Annotated in this window: 18 protein-coding genes; 4 read left to right on the top strand and 14 right to left on the bottom strand. The window is 68.8% G+C overall.

Annotation, left to right across the window (positions count from 1 at the left end):
• Positions 1-3: 3 nt before the first annotated feature.
• From ABW16_RS16990 to ABW16_RS16970, 5 genes are all read right to left on the bottom strand, one after another.
• Positions 4-873 (bottom strand): ABC transporter permease, encoded by an 870-nt coding sequence (locus ABW16_RS16990; RefSeq protein WP_047320359.1) that lies wholly within the window; start codon positions 871-873, stop codon positions 4-6.
• A 1-nt stretch (position 874) separates the two neighbouring features.
• Positions 875-1,612 (bottom strand): MlaE family ABC transporter permease, encoded by a 738-nt coding sequence (locus ABW16_RS16985; protein ID WP_109519646.1) that lies wholly within the window; start codon positions 1,610-1,612, stop codon positions 875-877.
• Positions 1,613-1,893: 281 nt separating this feature from the next.
• Positions 1,894-3,582 carry a fatty-acid--CoA ligase FadD5 gene (fadD5, locus tag ABW16_RS16980; RefSeq protein ID WP_047320357.1) on the bottom strand — a complete coding sequence of 563 codons (1,689 nt, stop codon included), beginning with the start codon at positions 3,580-3,582 and terminating at the stop codon, positions 1,894-1,896.
• A 20-nt stretch (positions 3,583-3,602) separates the two neighbouring features.
• On the bottom strand, positions 3,603-4,043 hold the full coding sequence (locus tag ABW16_RS16975) for an SRPBCC family protein (RefSeq protein ID WP_047320356.1): 441 nt from the start codon (positions 4,041-4,043) through the stop codon (positions 3,603-3,605).
• 36 nt (positions 4,044-4,079) lie between these two features.
• Positions 4,080-4,535: an acyl-CoA thioesterase gene (locus ABW16_RS16970; RefSeq protein ID WP_047320355.1), complete on the bottom strand. Its 456-nt coding sequence runs from the start codon at positions 4,533-4,535 to the stop codon at positions 4,080-4,082.
• 14 nt (positions 4,536-4,549) lie between these two features.
• Between ABW16_RS16970 and ABW16_RS16965 the strand changes: the two genes are divergently transcribed.
• Positions 4,550-5,665, top strand: a complete 1,116-nt coding sequence (locus ABW16_RS16965; RefSeq protein WP_047320408.1) for an alcohol dehydrogenase catalytic domain-containing protein — start codon at positions 4,550-4,552, stop codon at positions 5,663-5,665.
• Here ABW16_RS16965 and ABW16_RS16960 read toward each other — a convergent pair.
• From ABW16_RS16960 to ABW16_RS16930, 7 genes are read right to left on the bottom strand one after another with little or no spacing between them, the layout of a single operon-like run.
• Positions 5,646-7,112 carry a flavin-containing monooxygenase gene (locus ABW16_RS16960; RefSeq protein WP_047320354.1) on the bottom strand — a complete coding sequence of 489 codons (1,467 nt, stop codon included), beginning with the start codon at positions 7,110-7,112 and terminating at the stop codon, positions 5,646-5,648. The genes ABW16_RS16965 and ABW16_RS16960 overlap by 20 nt on opposite strands.
• A complete protein-coding gene (locus tag ABW16_RS16955) occupies positions 7,109-7,840 on the bottom strand; it encodes an SDR family NAD(P)-dependent oxidoreductase (RefSeq protein ID WP_047320353.1) in 732 nt (243 codons plus the stop codon). The genes ABW16_RS16960 and ABW16_RS16955 overlap by 4 nt, the downstream gene beginning before the upstream one ends.
• On the bottom strand, positions 7,837-8,586 hold the full coding sequence (locus ABW16_RS16950) for an HpcH/HpaI aldolase family protein (RefSeq protein WP_047320352.1): 750 nt from the start codon (positions 8,584-8,586) through the stop codon (positions 7,837-7,839). The genes ABW16_RS16955 and ABW16_RS16950 overlap by 4 nt, the downstream gene beginning before the upstream one ends.
• On the bottom strand, positions 8,583-9,551 hold the full coding sequence (locus tag ABW16_RS16945; protein ID WP_047320351.1) for a zinc-binding dehydrogenase: 969 nt from the start codon (positions 9,549-9,551) through the stop codon (positions 8,583-8,585). Before ABW16_RS16945 ends, ABW16_RS16950 begins: the two co-directional genes overlap by 4 nt.
• A gap of 3 nt (positions 9,552-9,554) precedes the next feature.
• Positions 9,555-10,730 (bottom strand): cytochrome P450, encoded by a 1,176-nt coding sequence (locus ABW16_RS16940; RefSeq protein ID WP_047320407.1) that lies wholly within the window; start codon positions 10,728-10,730, stop codon positions 9,555-9,557.
• A gap of 50 nt (positions 10,731-10,780) precedes the next feature.
• The gene (locus ABW16_RS16935; RefSeq protein WP_047320350.1) at positions 10,781-11,497 is read right to left on the bottom strand and encodes a hypothetical protein; all 717 of its coding nucleotides are present in this window, start codon (positions 11,495-11,497) and stop codon (positions 10,781-10,783) included.
• Entirely contained in the window at positions 11,497-12,054 is a 558-nt protein-coding gene (locus ABW16_RS16930; RefSeq protein WP_052956955.1) for a hypothetical protein, read from the bottom strand. Before ABW16_RS16930 ends, ABW16_RS16935 begins: the two co-directional genes overlap by 1 nt.
• A gap of 159 nt (positions 12,055-12,213) precedes the next feature.
• Between ABW16_RS16930 and ABW16_RS16925 the strand changes: the two genes are divergently transcribed.
• Complete coding sequence (locus ABW16_RS16925; RefSeq protein ID WP_047320349.1) at positions 12,214-12,900, top strand: DUF427 domain-containing protein; 687 nt, start codon at positions 12,214-12,216, stop codon at positions 12,898-12,900.
• Here ABW16_RS16925 and ABW16_RS16920 read toward each other — a convergent pair.
• Positions 12,895-13,785 carry an acyl-CoA thioesterase gene (locus ABW16_RS16920; RefSeq protein ID WP_047320348.1) on the bottom strand — a complete coding sequence of 297 codons (891 nt, stop codon included), beginning with the start codon at positions 13,783-13,785 and terminating at the stop codon, positions 12,895-12,897. The genes ABW16_RS16925 and ABW16_RS16920 overlap by 6 nt on opposite strands.
• An 81-nt stretch (positions 13,786-13,866) precedes the next feature.
• On the opposite strand from ABW16_RS16920, the gene ABW16_RS16915 reads away from it, so the two are divergent.
• Together ABW16_RS16915 and ABW16_RS16910 are read left to right on the top strand one after the other, a co-directional pair.
• Positions 13,867-14,712, top strand: a complete 846-nt coding sequence (locus ABW16_RS16915) for an SMP-30/gluconolactonase/LRE family protein (protein WP_082134174.1) — start codon at positions 13,867-13,869, stop codon at positions 14,710-14,712.
• A gap of 10 nt (positions 14,713-14,722) precedes the next feature.
• Positions 14,723-15,529 (top strand): thioesterase family protein, encoded by an 807-nt coding sequence (locus tag ABW16_RS16910; RefSeq protein WP_047320347.1) that lies wholly within the window; start codon positions 14,723-14,725, stop codon positions 15,527-15,529.
• On the opposite strand, the gene ABW16_RS16905 is transcribed toward ABW16_RS16910, so the two are convergent.
• Positions 15,526-16,122, bottom strand: a complete 597-nt coding sequence (locus tag ABW16_RS16905) for an SDR family NAD(P)-dependent oxidoreductase (protein ID WP_131721515.1) — start codon at positions 16,120-16,122, stop codon at positions 15,526-15,528. The genes ABW16_RS16910 and ABW16_RS16905 overlap by 4 nt on opposite strands.
• Positions 16,123-16,249 lie beyond the last annotated feature (127 nt).

The raw sequence follows: 16,249 nt of genomic DNA, 5'->3' as shown, positions 1-16,249 counted from the left end.
GCGTCACATCGTTAGGTTGAAGTTGGGGTCGACGCCGTAGAGCGCCAACGCTGCGAGCAGCACGACTGTGGGCACCGTGATCAGGGACAGGCGCATCGACTGGCCCACCGCGGCACCGACGCCGACCGGACCACCACTGGCGTTGAAGCCGTAATAGCAGTGGGTGACCATGACCACCACCGCGATCAAGATCGTTTCAATGAACGACCAGAACACATCGTCGGGCCGCAAGAACGTTCGGAAGTAGTGGTCGTAGGTACCCGACGACTGTCCGAAGAACAGTGTGGTGACGATCTGCGGTGCGGCGAACGCCATGATCAGCGCGAGTGCGTACAGCGGGATGATCACGGTGAAGCCGGCCACCACGCGGGTGGACACCAGGTAGGCGATCGAGTTGATCCCCATCACTTCGAGGGCGTCGATCTCCTCGCTGATGCGCATCGCGCCGAGTTCGGCAGTGGCTCCCGCCCCGACCGTCGCAGCCAGGGCGATACCGGCGTTGACCGGGCCGACCACACGGACGTTGACCAAGGCCGCGGCGAAACCGGTGTAGGTCTCCACACCGATGTTGCCCAGCGAGGTGAAGCCCTGGATCGCGATCAGCGAGCCGCCGGCCAGCATCACGAAGCCCATGATGGCGACGGTGCCGCCGATCACGGCCATGGCGCCGGTGCCCATGCCCAGTTCAGCGACCAGACGCAGCGTCTCGGTGCGGTACCGGCGCAGCGCCCACGGGATCTGCCGGAGGGCGGTTACCGAGAACCAGCCGAGCCGGCCGCTTCTTTCGAGTCCGCGGCCGGCCATCCCGACGTAGCGCTGGTAGTTCGCAACCAGCCCGGGAAAGCGTCCCCGAACTACTGTCGATGTCGACATGTCAGGTCCCCGTTCCGAACTTCACGCCGATGGTGGTCAGCACCACGTTCACGGCGAACAACGCAAGCACGCACAGCACGACTGTTTCGTTGACGGCGGTGCCCAGACCCTTGGAGCCGCCGCGGACGGTAAGTCCGCGATAGCAGCCGACTAAGCCCGCGATAAGTCCGAACACGCTGGCTTTCACCGTCGAGATGACCACCTCGGGCAGCCCGGTGAGCAGAGTCAGCGTGGACAGATAGGCGCCGCCGGACACGTTCTGCAGGTAGACACCGAAGAGGAAGCCGCCGGTCAAGCCGATCACAATCACCAAGGCGTTGAGGAGCAAGGCCACCACGGTCGCGGCGATCACCCGGGGGACCACCAGTCGATGGATCGGATCGATGCCGAGTACCTCCATCGCGTCGATCTCCTCGCGGATGGTGCGCGCACCCAGGTCGGCACAGATCGCGGTGGAGCCGGCGCCCGCGACCACCAGCACGGTGACCAGCGGCCCCAACTGGGTGACGGCGGCGATACCGGCGCCGGCGCCGGAAACGTCGGCAGCACCGAACTGCGCCAACAGGATATTCAGTGTGAAGACCAGCAGCACGGTCAGCGGAATGGCGACCGCGATGGTCGGAATGATGGCGACACTGGTGATGAACCAGCCCTGCTGCAGGGTCTCGCGCCATTGGAACGGGCGTACGAAAAGCGCGCGGGCGGTCAGGGCACACATTCTGAAGAATCCGCCGACCATGATCAGCGGCGGCAGCACCCGATCCCGGAGGAAGTCGGCGACACGAGGACGCGCTGGAGCCGTCACACCACCCCCCTCACCAGAGATCCCGCCGCACGACTCAGCAAGGAACCGCGTCGCACAGTGTCTTCTCCCGTCCGTCGTTCAGCGAGACCCGCGTCACCTTATCGGCCCGAAGTGCCCTTGGCGACCATCGGACCATACCTGATGTCTCCGTGAGAAGGACATCGAACGGGCGGAACCTACGCGGGCTTCCTACCGGAGAGTAACGTGCCGCCACCTCACTCATCGGTGTTTCGCGCGGCATCGCTTGGGGTGCTGCCCCGCTCGGATCCCTGAGCCGTCCCGTAGTTAATGCGCAGTTCCGTTTTGAGCACTTTCCCGGCCGGGTTTCGGGGCAGGGCGTCGACGATCTCGAGCGCCTTGGGGTGCTTGTAGCGCGCCAGCCGCTTGGTCAAGAAATCGTCGAGGTCGGCCAGGGTGAGGCCGGCCCGGGACAGCGCGGCGACCGCTATCGGTACCTCGCCCCATCGCTCGTCCGGGCGGCCGATGACGGCGACCTCGGCGATATCGGGGTGATCGGCCAGCACGTTCTCCACTTCGGCGCAGTACACGTTCTCGCCACCGGAGATGATCATGTCCTTCTTGCGGTCGACCACCCAGACGTAGCCCTCTTCATCCATCCGGACCAGGTCGCCGGAGTGGAACCAGCCGCCGGCAAAGGCCTCGGCGGTGGCCTCCGGATTGTTCCAATAGCCGCTCATCAGGGTGGGCGCCCGGTAGACGATCTCGCCCACCTCGCCGACCGCGACGTCGTTCATCTGCTCGTCGACCACCCGGGCCGAGACGGTCGGGATGACCGTGCCGACCGAACCGAGCTTTCTGGTGGCGTCCTCGCCGAGCAGGATGCAGGTCACCGGCGACATCTCCGTCTGCCCGAAGGCCGCCAGGATCTTGGTGCCGGGGAAGGTCTCGGCCATCTGTCGCAGCAAGGCGTCGGAGGCCGGCGCCGCACCCCACGACATGGTCCGCAACCGGATGTCGCGCGGGTTGGCCTGCTGCTGGGCGCAGACCGCCTGCCATTGAGCCGGCACCAGGAAGATGCCGGTGACCTTCTCGGCGGCCAGCACGTCGAGCAGTTGGCCGGCGTCGAAAGCGCCGAGGGGGTTGATGACGGTCGGGATGCCCAGCCACATGCCGGGCAACAGGTTGCCCACACCGGCGATGTGGAAGAACGGCACACCGATGAAGGCCACGTCGGAGGTGCCGGTTCCGGCGGTGTGCAGCGCGGTCATCGTCTGACCGACCAGGTTGGTGTGGGTGAGCACCGCTCCCTTGGGCAGGCCGGTGGTCCCCGAGGTGTACATGATCAGGGCCGGTGAGTCGTTGGGGATGTCCACCGGGGCGTGCGGCTCGCCTGTCTCGCTGATCAGGTCTTCGTAGGCGAGCAGGCCCGCCGCCTCATCGGCCGGCGCTCCGGGCTCATGCGGCGGTCCCAGCTTCGCCTCTCCTCCGTCGAGCCTCGCTGAACCGCCGGCCACCACCACGTGGTCCAGCAGTCCGGTCAGCTCTCGCACACCGGCGGCGACCGGCACCAGTGCCGGTTCGGTGATCAGCACCCTGGCCTCGCAGTCGGTGACCAGGTAGGCGATCTCCGGCGGGGTGAGCCGGAAATTGACCGGCACCGCGATCCCGCCCAGCATGTTGGCGGCCAGCACCGACTCGACGAACTCGGTGCGGTTGAGCATCAGGATCATCACCCGGTCACCGGCGCGAACCCCGCGGCGGCTCAGGGCGTCGGCCAGCGCGCCAACCCGATCACGCAGCTGCGACCAGGTGGTGGTCTGGCCCAGGAACCGCAGTGCCGGGGCGTCCGGTGTCATCAGCGCGTGCCGGTCCAGCTGGTTGACCCAGTTCTGTCGACGAGCGCGGTAGGGCTGCTCGGCGGGGTCGACGGTTGGGTGGCTCAATTCGGGTCTCCCGCTTCGTGCTAGCCCGAAGCCAGTTCTTCGGCGCGCCGTTTGAGATTGTCAGCCAGGTAGTCCAATGCGTTGCTGAAGGCCTTCTTGAGCATCGGCTTGGGCACCGACATCTCGGTCTCGACGTTCATGTCGACGGTGAGCAACGTGGTGGGGCCGATCTCGACCACCGAGAACAGCTGCTCCTGCGTGCTGAACAGATCGCCCTGCTGGAGCACGGTCTGGATCTGGGTCGCGCTGGGGTAGTACACCGCCTGGATGAAGGTGCCGTCGAAGCCGGAGTAGGACGCATCCAGCCGCAGCTGGCTGGGCCGGCCGTCGTCGTAGCGCGCCAGCACCCAAATCCCTTTGACCTCTTCGTTCCACTGCGGGTACGCCTCGAAATCGGCCACGATCCCCATGATCGTGGCGGCGTCGGCGGCGACTTCGACGGTCTTACTCACGAGCGGCACCCGCCGAGCATAGCCACCGACGAAACTGCCGCCGAGCTAAACCTGGGCGGTGGCCAGCAACGCGCGAATACCGTCGGGGATCGGCACCGGCCGCCGGGTGGTGCGGTCGACATAGACGTGCACCCAGTGCCCGAGCGCGGCCAGCGGGACGGCGCCGGCGTCATCCGGTGTGCGGAACACCGCGAGCCGGTAGGTGACACTGCTGCGCCCCAGCCGGGTCACCGCCAGCCCCACCGCCAGCCGGTCCGGGAAGGCGAGTTCGCCCAGGAATCGGCAGCCCGATTCGGCGACCACCCCCAGCTCGGGCATCGCGACCGGGTCTATATCGACATGGGCGGCGATCCAGCCGTTGATCGCGGTGTCGAACAGCTGGTAGTACACCGCGTTGTTGAGGTGGCCGAACATGTCGTTGTCGGCCCAGCGGGTCAGCACCGGCCAGTGCACCGGAAAGTCCTGGCTGGTCAACCCTTCCGGCGCGGGCGGGACACTCATGGTTGTATTCCAGCATGATCGCGATCCGCGGGGCCGTACTGGAGCGGATCGGTGCGCCTCGCCCCTACGCCGCCTCGCGCCCGCTGACGGTGACGGAGGTGGAGCTGGCCCCGCCCGGCGAGGGCGAGCTGCTGGTGCGCGTCGAGGCCGCCGGGGTCTGTCACTCCGATCTGTCGGTGGTCGACGGCAACCGGGTGCGACCGGTGCCGATGCTGCTCGGCCACGAGGCCGCCGGCATCGTGGAGGCGGTCGGCGCCGGGGTCACCGGGGTGCGCCCCGGCCAGCGGGTGGTGCTGACCTTCCTGCCGCGCTGCGGGTACTGCGCGGCGTGCGCCACCGACGGCATGGCGCCGTGCGAGCCCGGCAGCGCCGCCAACGGCGCGGGCACTCTGCTCGGCGGCGGGCTGCGGCTGCACCGCGCCGACCAGACCGTCTACCACCACCTGGGTGTCTCCGGGTTCGCCACGCATGCGGTGGTGAGTGCGGCCAGCGCGGTGCCGGTTCCCGACGACGTGCCGCCGACAGTGGCCGCCCTGCTGGGCTGCGCGGTACTGACCGGCGGCGGCGCCGTACTCAACGTCGGCCGTCCGGCGCCCGGTGGCACCGTCGCGGTGGTCGGGCTCGGCGGGGTCGGGATGGCCGCGGTGCTGACCGCGCTGGCCCACGATGGCGTGCAGGTGATCGCGATCGACCGGCTGCCGGACAAGATGGCCGCCGCAACCGCGTTGGGCGCGCACCGCACCTACACGCCGCAGCAGGCACTCGACGCCGGCGTGCGCGCCCCGGTGGTGATCGAGGCGGCGGGCCACCCCGCCGCGCTGGAGACCGCGATCGGCCTGACCGCGCCGGGCGGGCGCACCATCACCGTCGGCCTGCCGCCGCCGGACGCCCGGATCAGTGTGTCCCCGCTGAGTCTGGTCGCCGAAGGACGCTCACTGATCGGCAGCTATCTGGGTTCGGCGGTCCCCGCGCGTGACATCCCTCGCTTCGTGGAGTTGTGGCGAGCGGGCCGGCTCCCCGTCGAGCGGCTGGTGTCGGCGACAGTGCCGCTGGAGCAGATCAATGAGGCCATGGACTCACTCGCCGACGGCACCGCGGTACGTCAGATCATCACCTTCGATCCGCACTGACTGGTGGTTCGAAGGTGAAGTCGGCGGCCCGGAATCGGCGGGTCATCGCCCAGAAGGCGCCGGCACTGCGCGGCCACTGGGTGACCACCCGGCCGTTGGCGGCACGAAAGTAGTTGCTGCAGCGGGTGGTCCACACGGTGCCGTGCATCCACCGGTCGATCTTGGTGATGAAGTCGGCCAGCGCGGCCGGCCGCACGGCGACGTAGGACTTGCCGGTGCGCCGAAGGTGTTTGAGCACCCGCACGATGTAGCGCGCTTGGGCTTCCAGCACGAAGATGACGCTGTTGGAGCCGACGTTGGTGTTGGGCCCGTAGAGCATGAAGAAGTTGGGGAACCCGGGCATCGCCATACCGAGGTAAGCACGCGGCCCGTCCCGCCAGGCCTGCTTGAGCGTGGTGGCGTCCTCCCCGGTCACCTCGATCTGACCGAGGTAGTCCGCAGCGGCATATCCGGTGGCGCAGACCACCACGTCGACCTCGCACTCGGTGCCGTCCTCGGTGACCACCGATCGGGAGCGCAGGGCCCGGGCCGGGCTGGTCACCACTTCGACGTTGGGTCGGGCCAGCGCGGGCAGGTAGTCCGAGGAGAACACCAGACGTTTGCAGCCCAGCGGGTGATCCGGGGTGAGCGCTTGGCGTAGTTGCTCGTCGGCGATGGTGCTGTCCAAGAGTTTTCGCGCGATATCGGTGAACTCCCGGGTCTTGTCGCTGCCGTTCTCGATCACCGAGATGTTCGACTCGCTGCGCAGCCACAGTCGCATCCGGTACAGCCGTTTGGCCAATGGGATGCGGGCGAAGGCCCATCGCTCCCGCGGGGTGTAGCGCCGGTCCGGCTTGGGCAGGATCCAGGTCGGTGACCGCTGCAGCGAGTACACCTTCTCGGCGACCTCGGCCAGCTCCGGCAGCAGTTGCGCCGCGGTCGAACCCGTCCCGAGCACGGCGACCTTCGCCCCGGCGATCGGCACCGAATGGTCCCACCGCGCCGAATGCATCACGGTGCCGGCGAAGGGCTGTTCTTCGATCAGATCGGGCAGCACCGGCTGGGTGAACAGCCCGACGGCCGAGACCACCACGTCGAACCGATGCTGCGCGCCGGTGTCGGTGGTCAGACACCACTGGCGGCGGTCTTCTTCCCAACGGGCCGAGCGAATCTCGGTGCGCAGCCGCAGGTGCGCGGCCAGGCCGTGGTCGGCGGCGCACCGCTCGAAATAGGCCAGGATCTCGGGTTGCTGCGACCACTGCCGCGACCAGTGCGGATTCAGGTCGAAGGAATAGGAGTACAGGTGTGACTTGACGTCACAGGCCAGCCCCGGATACGTGTTGATCCGCCAGGTGCCGCCGACACCGTCCTCCCGGTCGAAGATGGTGAAGTCGGAGAATCCCGCACGCTGCAACAGGATTCCCAGCGCCAGCCCGCCCGGCCCGGCGCCGATGATGCCGATGTTCATCGGATCTGCAGGCACTGGCCGCCGTCCACGACGAGCTCGGCGCCGGTGATGAACGACGCGGCTTGCGAAACCAGGAACGCCACCGCGTCAGCCACCTCGACCGGCCGGCCGAGCCGGCCGCCCGCCGACACCGCGGCCAGGCGCTGCTGGGTGACTTCGTCGAGCATCGGGGTGGCGATCGGCCCGGGGAACACCGCATTGACCCGGATGCCCGCCGTGACGAGCTCCGCGGCGACGGTCTGGGTCAGGCCGCGCAGCGCCCACTTCGACGACCCGTAGGCGCTGTGCTGCGGAAAGGGACGGATCGCCCCGGTGCTGCAGGTGTTGACAATGGCGGCGCCCTCGGCCGTCCGCAGCTGGTCCAGCGCCGCCTGGATTCCCAGGAATGCGCCCAGACAGTTGACCCGCCAGGCCTTTTCGAAGTCTTCGGGTGTCTCATCGGCGATCGCCGCACGGTGCAGGGTGCCGGCGTTGTTGATCAGCGCGGTCAGCGCCCCGAACCGTTGGACGGTCGCCGCCACCGCGGCGTCCCACTGTTCGGGGCGGGTGACGTCGAGCGCAAGACCGATCAACCCCTCATCACCCCGCGCGGCAACGGCCGCATGCAATTCGTCGGCGTTGATGTCGCAGGCGACCACGGCGAAGCCGTCCGCGCGCAGCCGTTCGGCGATCGCCCAGCCCTGGCCGCGGGCGGCGCCGGTGACCAGCGCTACGCGTGCTGGGCTCATCGGCCCCGCGCTTCCTCGAGGTGCTCGAGGGCTCCGCGGCGTAGCGCCGCGGACTCGGCGGCCAGCGTGATCATCTGGTAGCCCAGCCCGGCCAGGGCCGCGCCCGCCGCGCCCGATCCGCCGTGGATCGCGGCGATCACGCCCGCGGCCGCTGCCGCCTGCCGGATTCGTGTCATGGCCGCGACCAGGTCGGGGTGCGTGGTGGACTGCGCGACATCGACGCCCAGCGAGATCGCCAGGTCGGCGGGTCCGACGTAGATGCCGGCCAGGCCGGGAACCGCGCAGATCCGTTCCACGTCGGCCAAGGCCGCGGCCGTCTCGATCATCGCGAAGACGTCCGCCCGCTCCTGGAGGCCGGCCAGATCGCGGCCCAGGCCGGGCCGCAACGGCCCGAAGCTGCGGATGCCCGCCGGAGGGTAGCGGGTGGCGGCCACCGCGGCGGCCGCCTGCTCGGCGGTCTCGATCAACGCGATGATGACCGCGTCGGCGCCGGCATCGAGCACCCGCCCGATGGGGGCCGGATCCGCGTTGGGTAACCGGACCGCGGTGGCGATCGGCAGGTGCTCGGTGTGCCGGAGCATGGCGGCGATCTCGGCATCGCCGAGGTAGCTGTGCTGGGCGTCGAAACCCACGTAGTCATAGCCGGCGCGGGCGAATTCCTCCGGGCCCAGCACCGTGGGCCCGGTGACCCAGCCGCCCCAGAGCGGTGCCCGGTCCGCCAGTGCGGCACGCAGCGCCGACGTCATGCGACCATCGCGATCTTGACGCGGCCCGGCACCGGCCGGGTCGCCAACTCGAAGGCGGCCTGGGCTTCGTGGCAACCGAACACATGAGTGACATAGTCACCCAACAGTTCTGGATGCCCGGCGGCGAATCTGCCTGCGGCCGCCAGCATCCGGGGCCGCTCCTGGGTGACTCCGGAGATCAACGTGAGGTTGTTGCGCAGCATGGTGCGCATACTGATCGGATAACTGTCGTCGTCGGGGACACCGAAGTAGAACACCGTGCCGCCGGGTGCGACGGCCTCGATGGCGTGACCCAGGGTGGCGACCTGGTGGCCGACGGCCTCGATCACGATCTCCGGGCGGTCGCCGGCGTCCAGGTGGCGCACCCACCGGTCGCTGGTCGCCTGCACGACGGTGTCAACGCCGAAGGCGGCAGCCATATCTCGGCGATCGACCGGGTCCACGCCGGTGATGCGGCGCGCACCCGCGGCTTTGGCGACGGCGCTGAACAGCAGACCGATCGAACCCTGCCCGATCACCGCCACATGGCGGCCGGCCAGGTCTGGCAACTGTTCGACGGCGTAGAGCACACAGGCCAGGGGTTGCAGGCCCACGGCTTGGGCGGGCACCAGCGCCGGGTCGTAGGTCATCAGGCCCTCGCCGTCGCTGATCACCTGTTCCATCAGTCCGTCGAAGCCCGATGCCCAGCCGACGACCCGGTCGCCGGGTTGGTGCTGCGGGTGCCGGCTGGCGATGACGTCGCCGACGATCTCGTGGATCGGGAAGCCGAGCTTCTCCGCAGCACCGGCACCGTCGTCACCGGGCAACCTGCCCTGCGCGCCACGAAAGGCCGGCAGGTCACTGCCGCACACCCCGGCGGCGACGAACTGCAGCAACACCTGCCCCGCGCCGACCCGCTGCTCGGTGGGGTCGGGGGCCTCGATCTTCTCGAACTGATACGGCGCGATCAACCGGTATGCCCACATGCCTCAGACCTCCACCGGGATGGTGTTCCAGCCCCATTGAAAACTGGACGGCAGCCTGGTCGCGCCGTCGTCGACGATCCGATAGCCCGGGACTCGGCGCAACCATTCCTGCACCAGGACAGCCACTTCCAGTCGGGCCAGGTGGTAGCCGATGCAGAAGTGCTGACCGCGGCCGAACGCCAGGGAGCGTTTGATCGGCCGGTCCCACTGGAATTCGTCGGGGTCGGGGTACTGACGCTCGTCGCGGTTGGCCGACGCGAGCAGGGTGATGATGCGTTGGCCCGGCTCGACAGTCGTCCCGTGCAGCGTGAACGGTTTGCGGGCGGTGCGCGCGAACCATTGCGCCGGTGCGCAATACCGGATCATCTCCTCGCGCGCCAGCTGCACCGTCTCGTGCGGATTCGCCCGCACCGCGGCCAGTTGGTCCGGGCGTCGAGCCAGCTCCCACAATCCGTGCGCGACGATCTTGGGCACGGTCTCGGTGCCGCCGATGAAGATGCACAGCAATTGCGTCGCGGCTTCGACGTCATTCAGGTCGCTGCCGTCGGGTAGCCGGTAGGCCAGCATCCCGTCGACGATCGGCAGGTCGCCGGAGCCCCGCTCGGCGCGCCGGCGTTGCACGGCCGGGATGAGGTACTGCAGGTAGTTGGGCCGGGCCGCGGCGGTGTCCACGCCGCTGCCGGCCTGCGCCAGGCTGCCGGCGTTCACCGCCGCCAATACCTCCGCGGCGCAATCGGTCGGGATGCCCAGCAGTTCGCAGACCACCTGGGCCACTACGACTCCGCCGTAATCACAGGTCAAGTCGAACCGGCCCACCGGAAGCAGCTCATCCAGCCGCTGGTTGGCCAAGGTGCGGACCCGGTCTTCCCAGTCAGCCACCGATCGGGGCCGAAACGCCGGGGACTGCAACCGGCGGATGTCGTCGTAGATCGGCTTGTCGAAGACGGCGTGGAAGGGCAGCGGGTGCAGCGGCGGGTCCGGGACCGGACCGCCGTTGTGGTGCGCCAGCACGTTGGCCGCGGGCAGTGTGCCCTCCGAAGCCACGAAGGTTCCATCACTGACGGCCAGCACATCCCAGATGTCGTCGAAGCGGGACAGGGCGTAGAGGTCCCACTGCGGTACGTAGTACATCGGGTGCTGGTCGCGCAGCACGCGGTAGTACGGCAGCGGGTCGGCCATCACCGCCGGGTCGAACGGATCGTAGGAGAACTCCGGTGCGGCAACGCTTGTCACGTGGCGTCTCGCTGCAGCGGGGAGGGTGGCAGGGCCTGCAGGATCGAGTCCTCCCAGCCGTCGCGTAACGCGGGCGCCACACTCATCCACGTCACGATCTCGGCCGGCGGGTGGTCCTTCCACGACGGGTAATGCTCGGCGAAGCACTCCCAGCCGCCGTCCAGCGCCCAGTAGTGGATGACCTCGTTGTAGCGGAACGTGGTGGTGAACGAACCGAGCCAGCGCTTGCCGGTGCGCTCCGACCACGGCACGTAAAGCCGCTCCAGCTCCCGGATGTAGTCGTCCTGGCGGCCGGGCTTGGTCTGCATGATTTCCTGTATCACCACGGTCGCGTCGAAGTCGGCCGCGCAGAGCTGGGACAGGGTCTTGTTGTGCGGGCCGGGGTACATGATCCGGCCCTCCCCCGATGCTCCGATACCGGCGAGGTAGGCCGACCACTCGGCCGCGCGCTGGGCGTGGCTGCCGCCGCGGTTCTGCGCCCGCCCGATTCGGGCGTAGTCGGCGAACGCGTCGATCTCCCAGATGATCGTGACCTGCGGCCAGTGCCCGTTGTAGGCGGTGGACTCCCACAACGCGAAGAGGCGAGCGCCCAGCTCGCTCATCATCGGCTGGTAGGTCTCGGTGAAGTTGCGGGTGAAGTCGTCGCGCAGGCCGCGGCCCAGATTGATCGTCTCGTGCAGGTACAGCAGGGTGTGGTCGTAGTGTTTGCGCATCAGCCGAGCGGGACCAGGTCGGAATTGACCGGCAGGCAACGCTTCTGGTCGCTACGGAATATCTCCGGACCGTCGAACGGCGCCGTTTCCCTGACATCGGCGGCGGCCAGGGCCTGCCGCTTGAAGGCCCGGCCCGCCACGGTGGGCAGGTGCTGCACGGTACTGAGCCGATGGCTGACCTCCAGCGGCCAGCGCTCACCCCACAACACGACCTCGGTCAGGCTGCTCCGCAGCGCGTGGCGCACCCGCCGGCTGATCCGGGGATCGGCGGTGAGCGCGTCGGCGACCACCGCCAGGCTGTGCGCGGGCGCATCGCCTTCGGGGGCGGCCAGCTCGGCCTCGAGGTCTGCCGTATTCAGTCCGAGGATGTGCAAGGGCCGGAGATCCTGGCGCGATGGCACCAGCACCCGCACGTCCCAGCCGATCGCCGCACGGTGATACAGCCATCCGCCGGCCGCCTGCACCAGGCCGGCAACATCGAGGGCGATGACATCGAGGCGGTAGCGCAGGTACTGGTCCTGCGCCAGGGAATCCAGGGCCGCAGCGGTACTCGTCATCGCATCATCCCAGCTCGTCGTGAGAATCTCAGACGGTGCCGCCGGTCGGACGAGCCGTCCGTACCGCGCAGCACAACTTCTCCGAGATATTACAGTTGGCGTGGAATTTGTAAAGGCGAATTCGGCCGAACACGACCGAGGACGAGGGGTGGGGTTCCCATGAGTCTGGTTGCCGGGCACGGCCCGCTCAGCACCGAGCGCGCCGGCTGGTTCTCTCCGCAGATCACCGGCGCTCTGGTGTACGTCGAACCGCATCCCCGGCGGGTGTGGGCGATCCGCCGTGAACGCACCGTGATCGACACCGAACAGGCGCTGCTGGTGCATCGGCAGGGCGAGCCGCTGAGCTACGCCTTCCCCGCGGATGCCGTCGGCGACCTTCCGCATCGGGCGCTGCCGGAGGCAGCCGGCTTCGTGCAGGTGCCGTGGGACGCCGTGGACGCCTGGTTCGAAGAGGGCCGCCGGCTGGTGCACTACCCGCCGAACCCCTATCACCGGGTCGACTGCCGGCCCACCCGGCGCACATTGCGGGTCGAGGTCGCCGGAGTGGCCCTGGTGGACACCGACGACACGGTGATCCTGTTCGAGACGGCCCTGGCTCCGCGGCTGTATGTCGCCCCCAAACGGGTCCGCACCGATCTGCTGCAGGCGTCGGCGACGTCGACCTACTGCAACTACAAGGGGTACGCCCGGTATTGGTCCGCGATCGTCGGAGACACCGTCGTCGAGGACGTGGCCTGGAGCTACCCCGATCCGCTCCCCGAGAGTGCGCCCATCGCAGGGTTTTTCAGCTTCGACATGACCCGCGCCGAAGGCCTCGCCGAGCTGCCGGTACCGGCCCGGCTATAGCCGCGAGTGCTCGGCGATCTTGTTGTCGCTGGTGCGCAGCGGCCGGATCAGACCGTCCTGGGCGAACGAGGCGAGAAGTTCGCCGTCCTCGGTGTGCACGGTGCCGCGAACGTAAGACATGCCCGCACCCACCTGGGTGCTTTCATGGCCATAAAGGATCCAGCCGTCCCAGCGCACCGGTTCGTGGAAACTCACCGTGATCGTCATGGGAGCGGTGGACACCGTCAGATGCGACTGACTGGTGCCGATTCCGGCGTGCGCGCGCATCGTCGTCGAGATGCCCAAATGTCCGGTGAAGTAAGCGATCAGCGCCTTGGCGAGGTCGTCGCGGGTGGGAATGGGGTCATAGCGCAGCCAGGCATAGAGCTCCGGCGGGCCCACCTCGTCGGGGCTGTTGACGTCGATGACGTCGACGAGGCGCACCTCGCGTCCGGTCATCGGCATGACGCAGGGGTTGGCCTGGGCGGGGGCTGCCACCTCGGGCCGCGGCAGGTGGTGGGTGATCACGTCGGCCGACGGGACGTCGGCGAGCACCGTGATGGTGGCGCAGCGCTTGCCGTTCTGCAGCACCGAGATCACCGCGGTGGCCGTTGAGCGCCCCTCGCTGACGACGTCGATCAGGTATTCCGCCGGCGGCCCCACCAGCACAGCCCGGGCGAACACCGCGTGCACCGATCGGATGGACTTGTCCGAGAAGCGTTTTGCCGCTGCGACGATGGCCTGCGCCAGTAGCTGCGTGCCCTCGACGACTTGACGCTCGTCGTCGCCGGCAAGCCCGGTCGCCCCGGTATACCGGTCCGGACCGTCGGCCGTCACCTCGAAAAGGTCCAGCAGGCCGCTCACCGACCATTGCGGCGCGGGCGGGGTCTCGGTGGGTTGAGCCATTCCGCGAGCGTGACATTTCAGCCAGATTTTGTAAAGTATGCCTGATCGCGCCCGCGACCGCAGGACAGGAGGGCGACAGTGTTGAGCATCGCCGAAGCAAGCTCGCAGCCGACACCGACACCGCTGGCCGGCGGCTTCTGTTTCGGGGAGGGACCGCGCTGGTTCGAGGGCCTGCTGTGGTTCTCGGACATGCTCGGCGAGGCGATCCACACCGTGAACCTGCGCGGCTCCATGACCACGGTGCCGCTGCCCGGGCATACCCCGAGCGGGCTCGGTTTCCGGCCGGACGGATCGCTGCTGATCGCCTCGGCCTCCGACCGCCAGGTGCTCTGCTACGACGGAGACACCGTGACGACGCTGGTGGACCTGAGCCAGCAGGTGCCGGCCGATCTCGGGGACATGGTGGTGGACGCGGCCGGCCGCAGCTATATCGGGTCGCAGGCCTACTCCGGCGGTGTGCTGGTGCGGGTCGATCCGGACTCCAGCACGCACGTCGTCGCCGAGGATCTCGACTTCCCCAACGGGATGGTGATCACCCCGGACGGGGGCACGCTGATCGTCGCCGAGTCGATGGGCCGCCGACTCACCCGGTTCACCATCGGCGCCGACGGCGGGCTGCGTGACCGCCGGGTGTTCGCCGACGGGCTGGACGGACCACCGGACGGCATCGCGCTGGACGCCGCCGGCGGGATCTGGACGGCGATGACACTGGCCAATCAGTTCGAGCGCATCACCGAGGGCGGCGCCGTCACCGACCGCATCGCAACCGGCGAGCGAGCCGCGATCGCATGCGCGCTGGGCGGGCCGAGGCGTCGCACGCTGTTCCTGCTGACCAGCCCCGGCGCCTACCCCAAACGGCTGGTCGGGACCCACGACTCGCGTTTGGACACGGTCACCGTGGAGATACCCGGCGCCGGACTGCCCTGAAAGGGATTCGATGACCGACTCCTACTACGAACTGCTGGACGCGTTCGATCCTCGGGGAGAGAAGTTCGCCGCCACCGATCTGGTGCGCGGCACCTGGTCAGCTCAGATTCAGCACGCCGCACCGGTTTCGGCGCTGCTGGTGCGGGCACTGGAGCGACTCGAGCCCCGCGACGAGACCCGGCTCAGCCGGGTCAGCATCGACCTGTTGGGGCCCGTGCCGGCCGAAGGCGCGCTGTGGGTGCGCGGACAGGTCGACCGGGCCGGCAAGCAGATCGAACTGGTCAGCGCTGAGATGCTGGCACCCGGTCCCGACCAGCTGCCGCGACCGGTCGCCCGCGCGACCGGTTGGCGGCTGCAGACGTTGGACACCGGCGACGTGCAGCACGCCTCGGCTCCCCCGCTGCGGCCGGTCAGCGAGGCCTGCAGCAACAACATGCAGCAGAACTGGGACCGCAACTATGTGCACAGCCTGGACTGGCGGTGGCTGACCACGCCGCTGGCCCCCGGTGCCGGCGAGTCCTGGATCTCGCCGATCGTGGACCTGGTCAAGGGCGAAGGGATGACTCCGCTGCAGCGGCTGTTCGCGGTGGCCGACGACGCCAACGGGGTCGGCACCAAGCTCGACATCAGAAAGTGGACGTTCCTCAACACCGACCTGGTGGTGCACGTGCACCGGATTCCCGACGGCGAGTGGATCGGGATCCGCGCCGAGACCAACTACGGCCCCGACGGCATCGGGACGACCATCGGCACCCTGTTCGACCAGCAGGGCGCGGTGGCGGGCATCCAGCAGTCCGTCCTGCTGCGTCGTCGCTAGCGGGCCGCTCCCACAGCCGGGAGCATCTCGACAAGACGCAGCCGCGACTCGGTGGCCATCCCGGCGAGCAGGCGCCCGGCCTCAGCGGTGAACCCGACCGCGCCCGGCTGGGCCGACCGCACGGCCGAGGCCCGCACCCCGGTGCCGACGAATTCCGCGTCCAAGGCCGCAAGCCAGGCGTCGACCTTGCGCTGGACGGCGGCGCAGCGCACCCCGGCGAACTCCGGGCCGACCAGCACCACATCACCGCTGCCCCGGGCGATCATGGCCGGAATCAGTTGGGTGGCAAGGGTTTGCGCTCCGATGCACGCGCCCTCCACGCACGTGCCCGGCAGGCCGACGAGCCCGGCGTCGGTGATGAGCACGTCCGGAGTGCCGATGAGGTAGTGCGCGGCGGCGAGAAACTGGTTGATCGACCGCGGGTCGGCGAGGTCGAGGTGGACGGCGAAGGCGCTGCCGCCGCGGTCTCGAAGCTGCGCGGCGAACCGCTCGGACTCCTCGAAGTGTCGACCGCCGAGCAAAACCAGGTGTCCTTGCGCGGCCAACTGGGCCGCGGCCACCTGGCCGATCCCGGCCGCTTCAATGACGATCATCACGGCTCGCGGCGGATGCGTGCGTTCCTCGCACGTGACTTGCGGCGCTTCGATCACAATAATTGCCCTACGGCCCGATCCCAGGGGCCCGTGACGGTGAGGAACGATGTCCAGGCACCGAACCAGC

Origin of the sequence: Mycolicibacter heraklionensis (genome assembly GCF_001021505.1) — a bacterium.
GTDB lineage: Bacteria > Actinomycetota > Actinomycetes > Mycobacteriales > Mycobacteriaceae > Mycobacterium > Mycobacterium heraklionense.
Note: the sequence above shows the minus strand (reverse complement) of the source record. Positions and strands in the feature narration are given on the sequence as shown.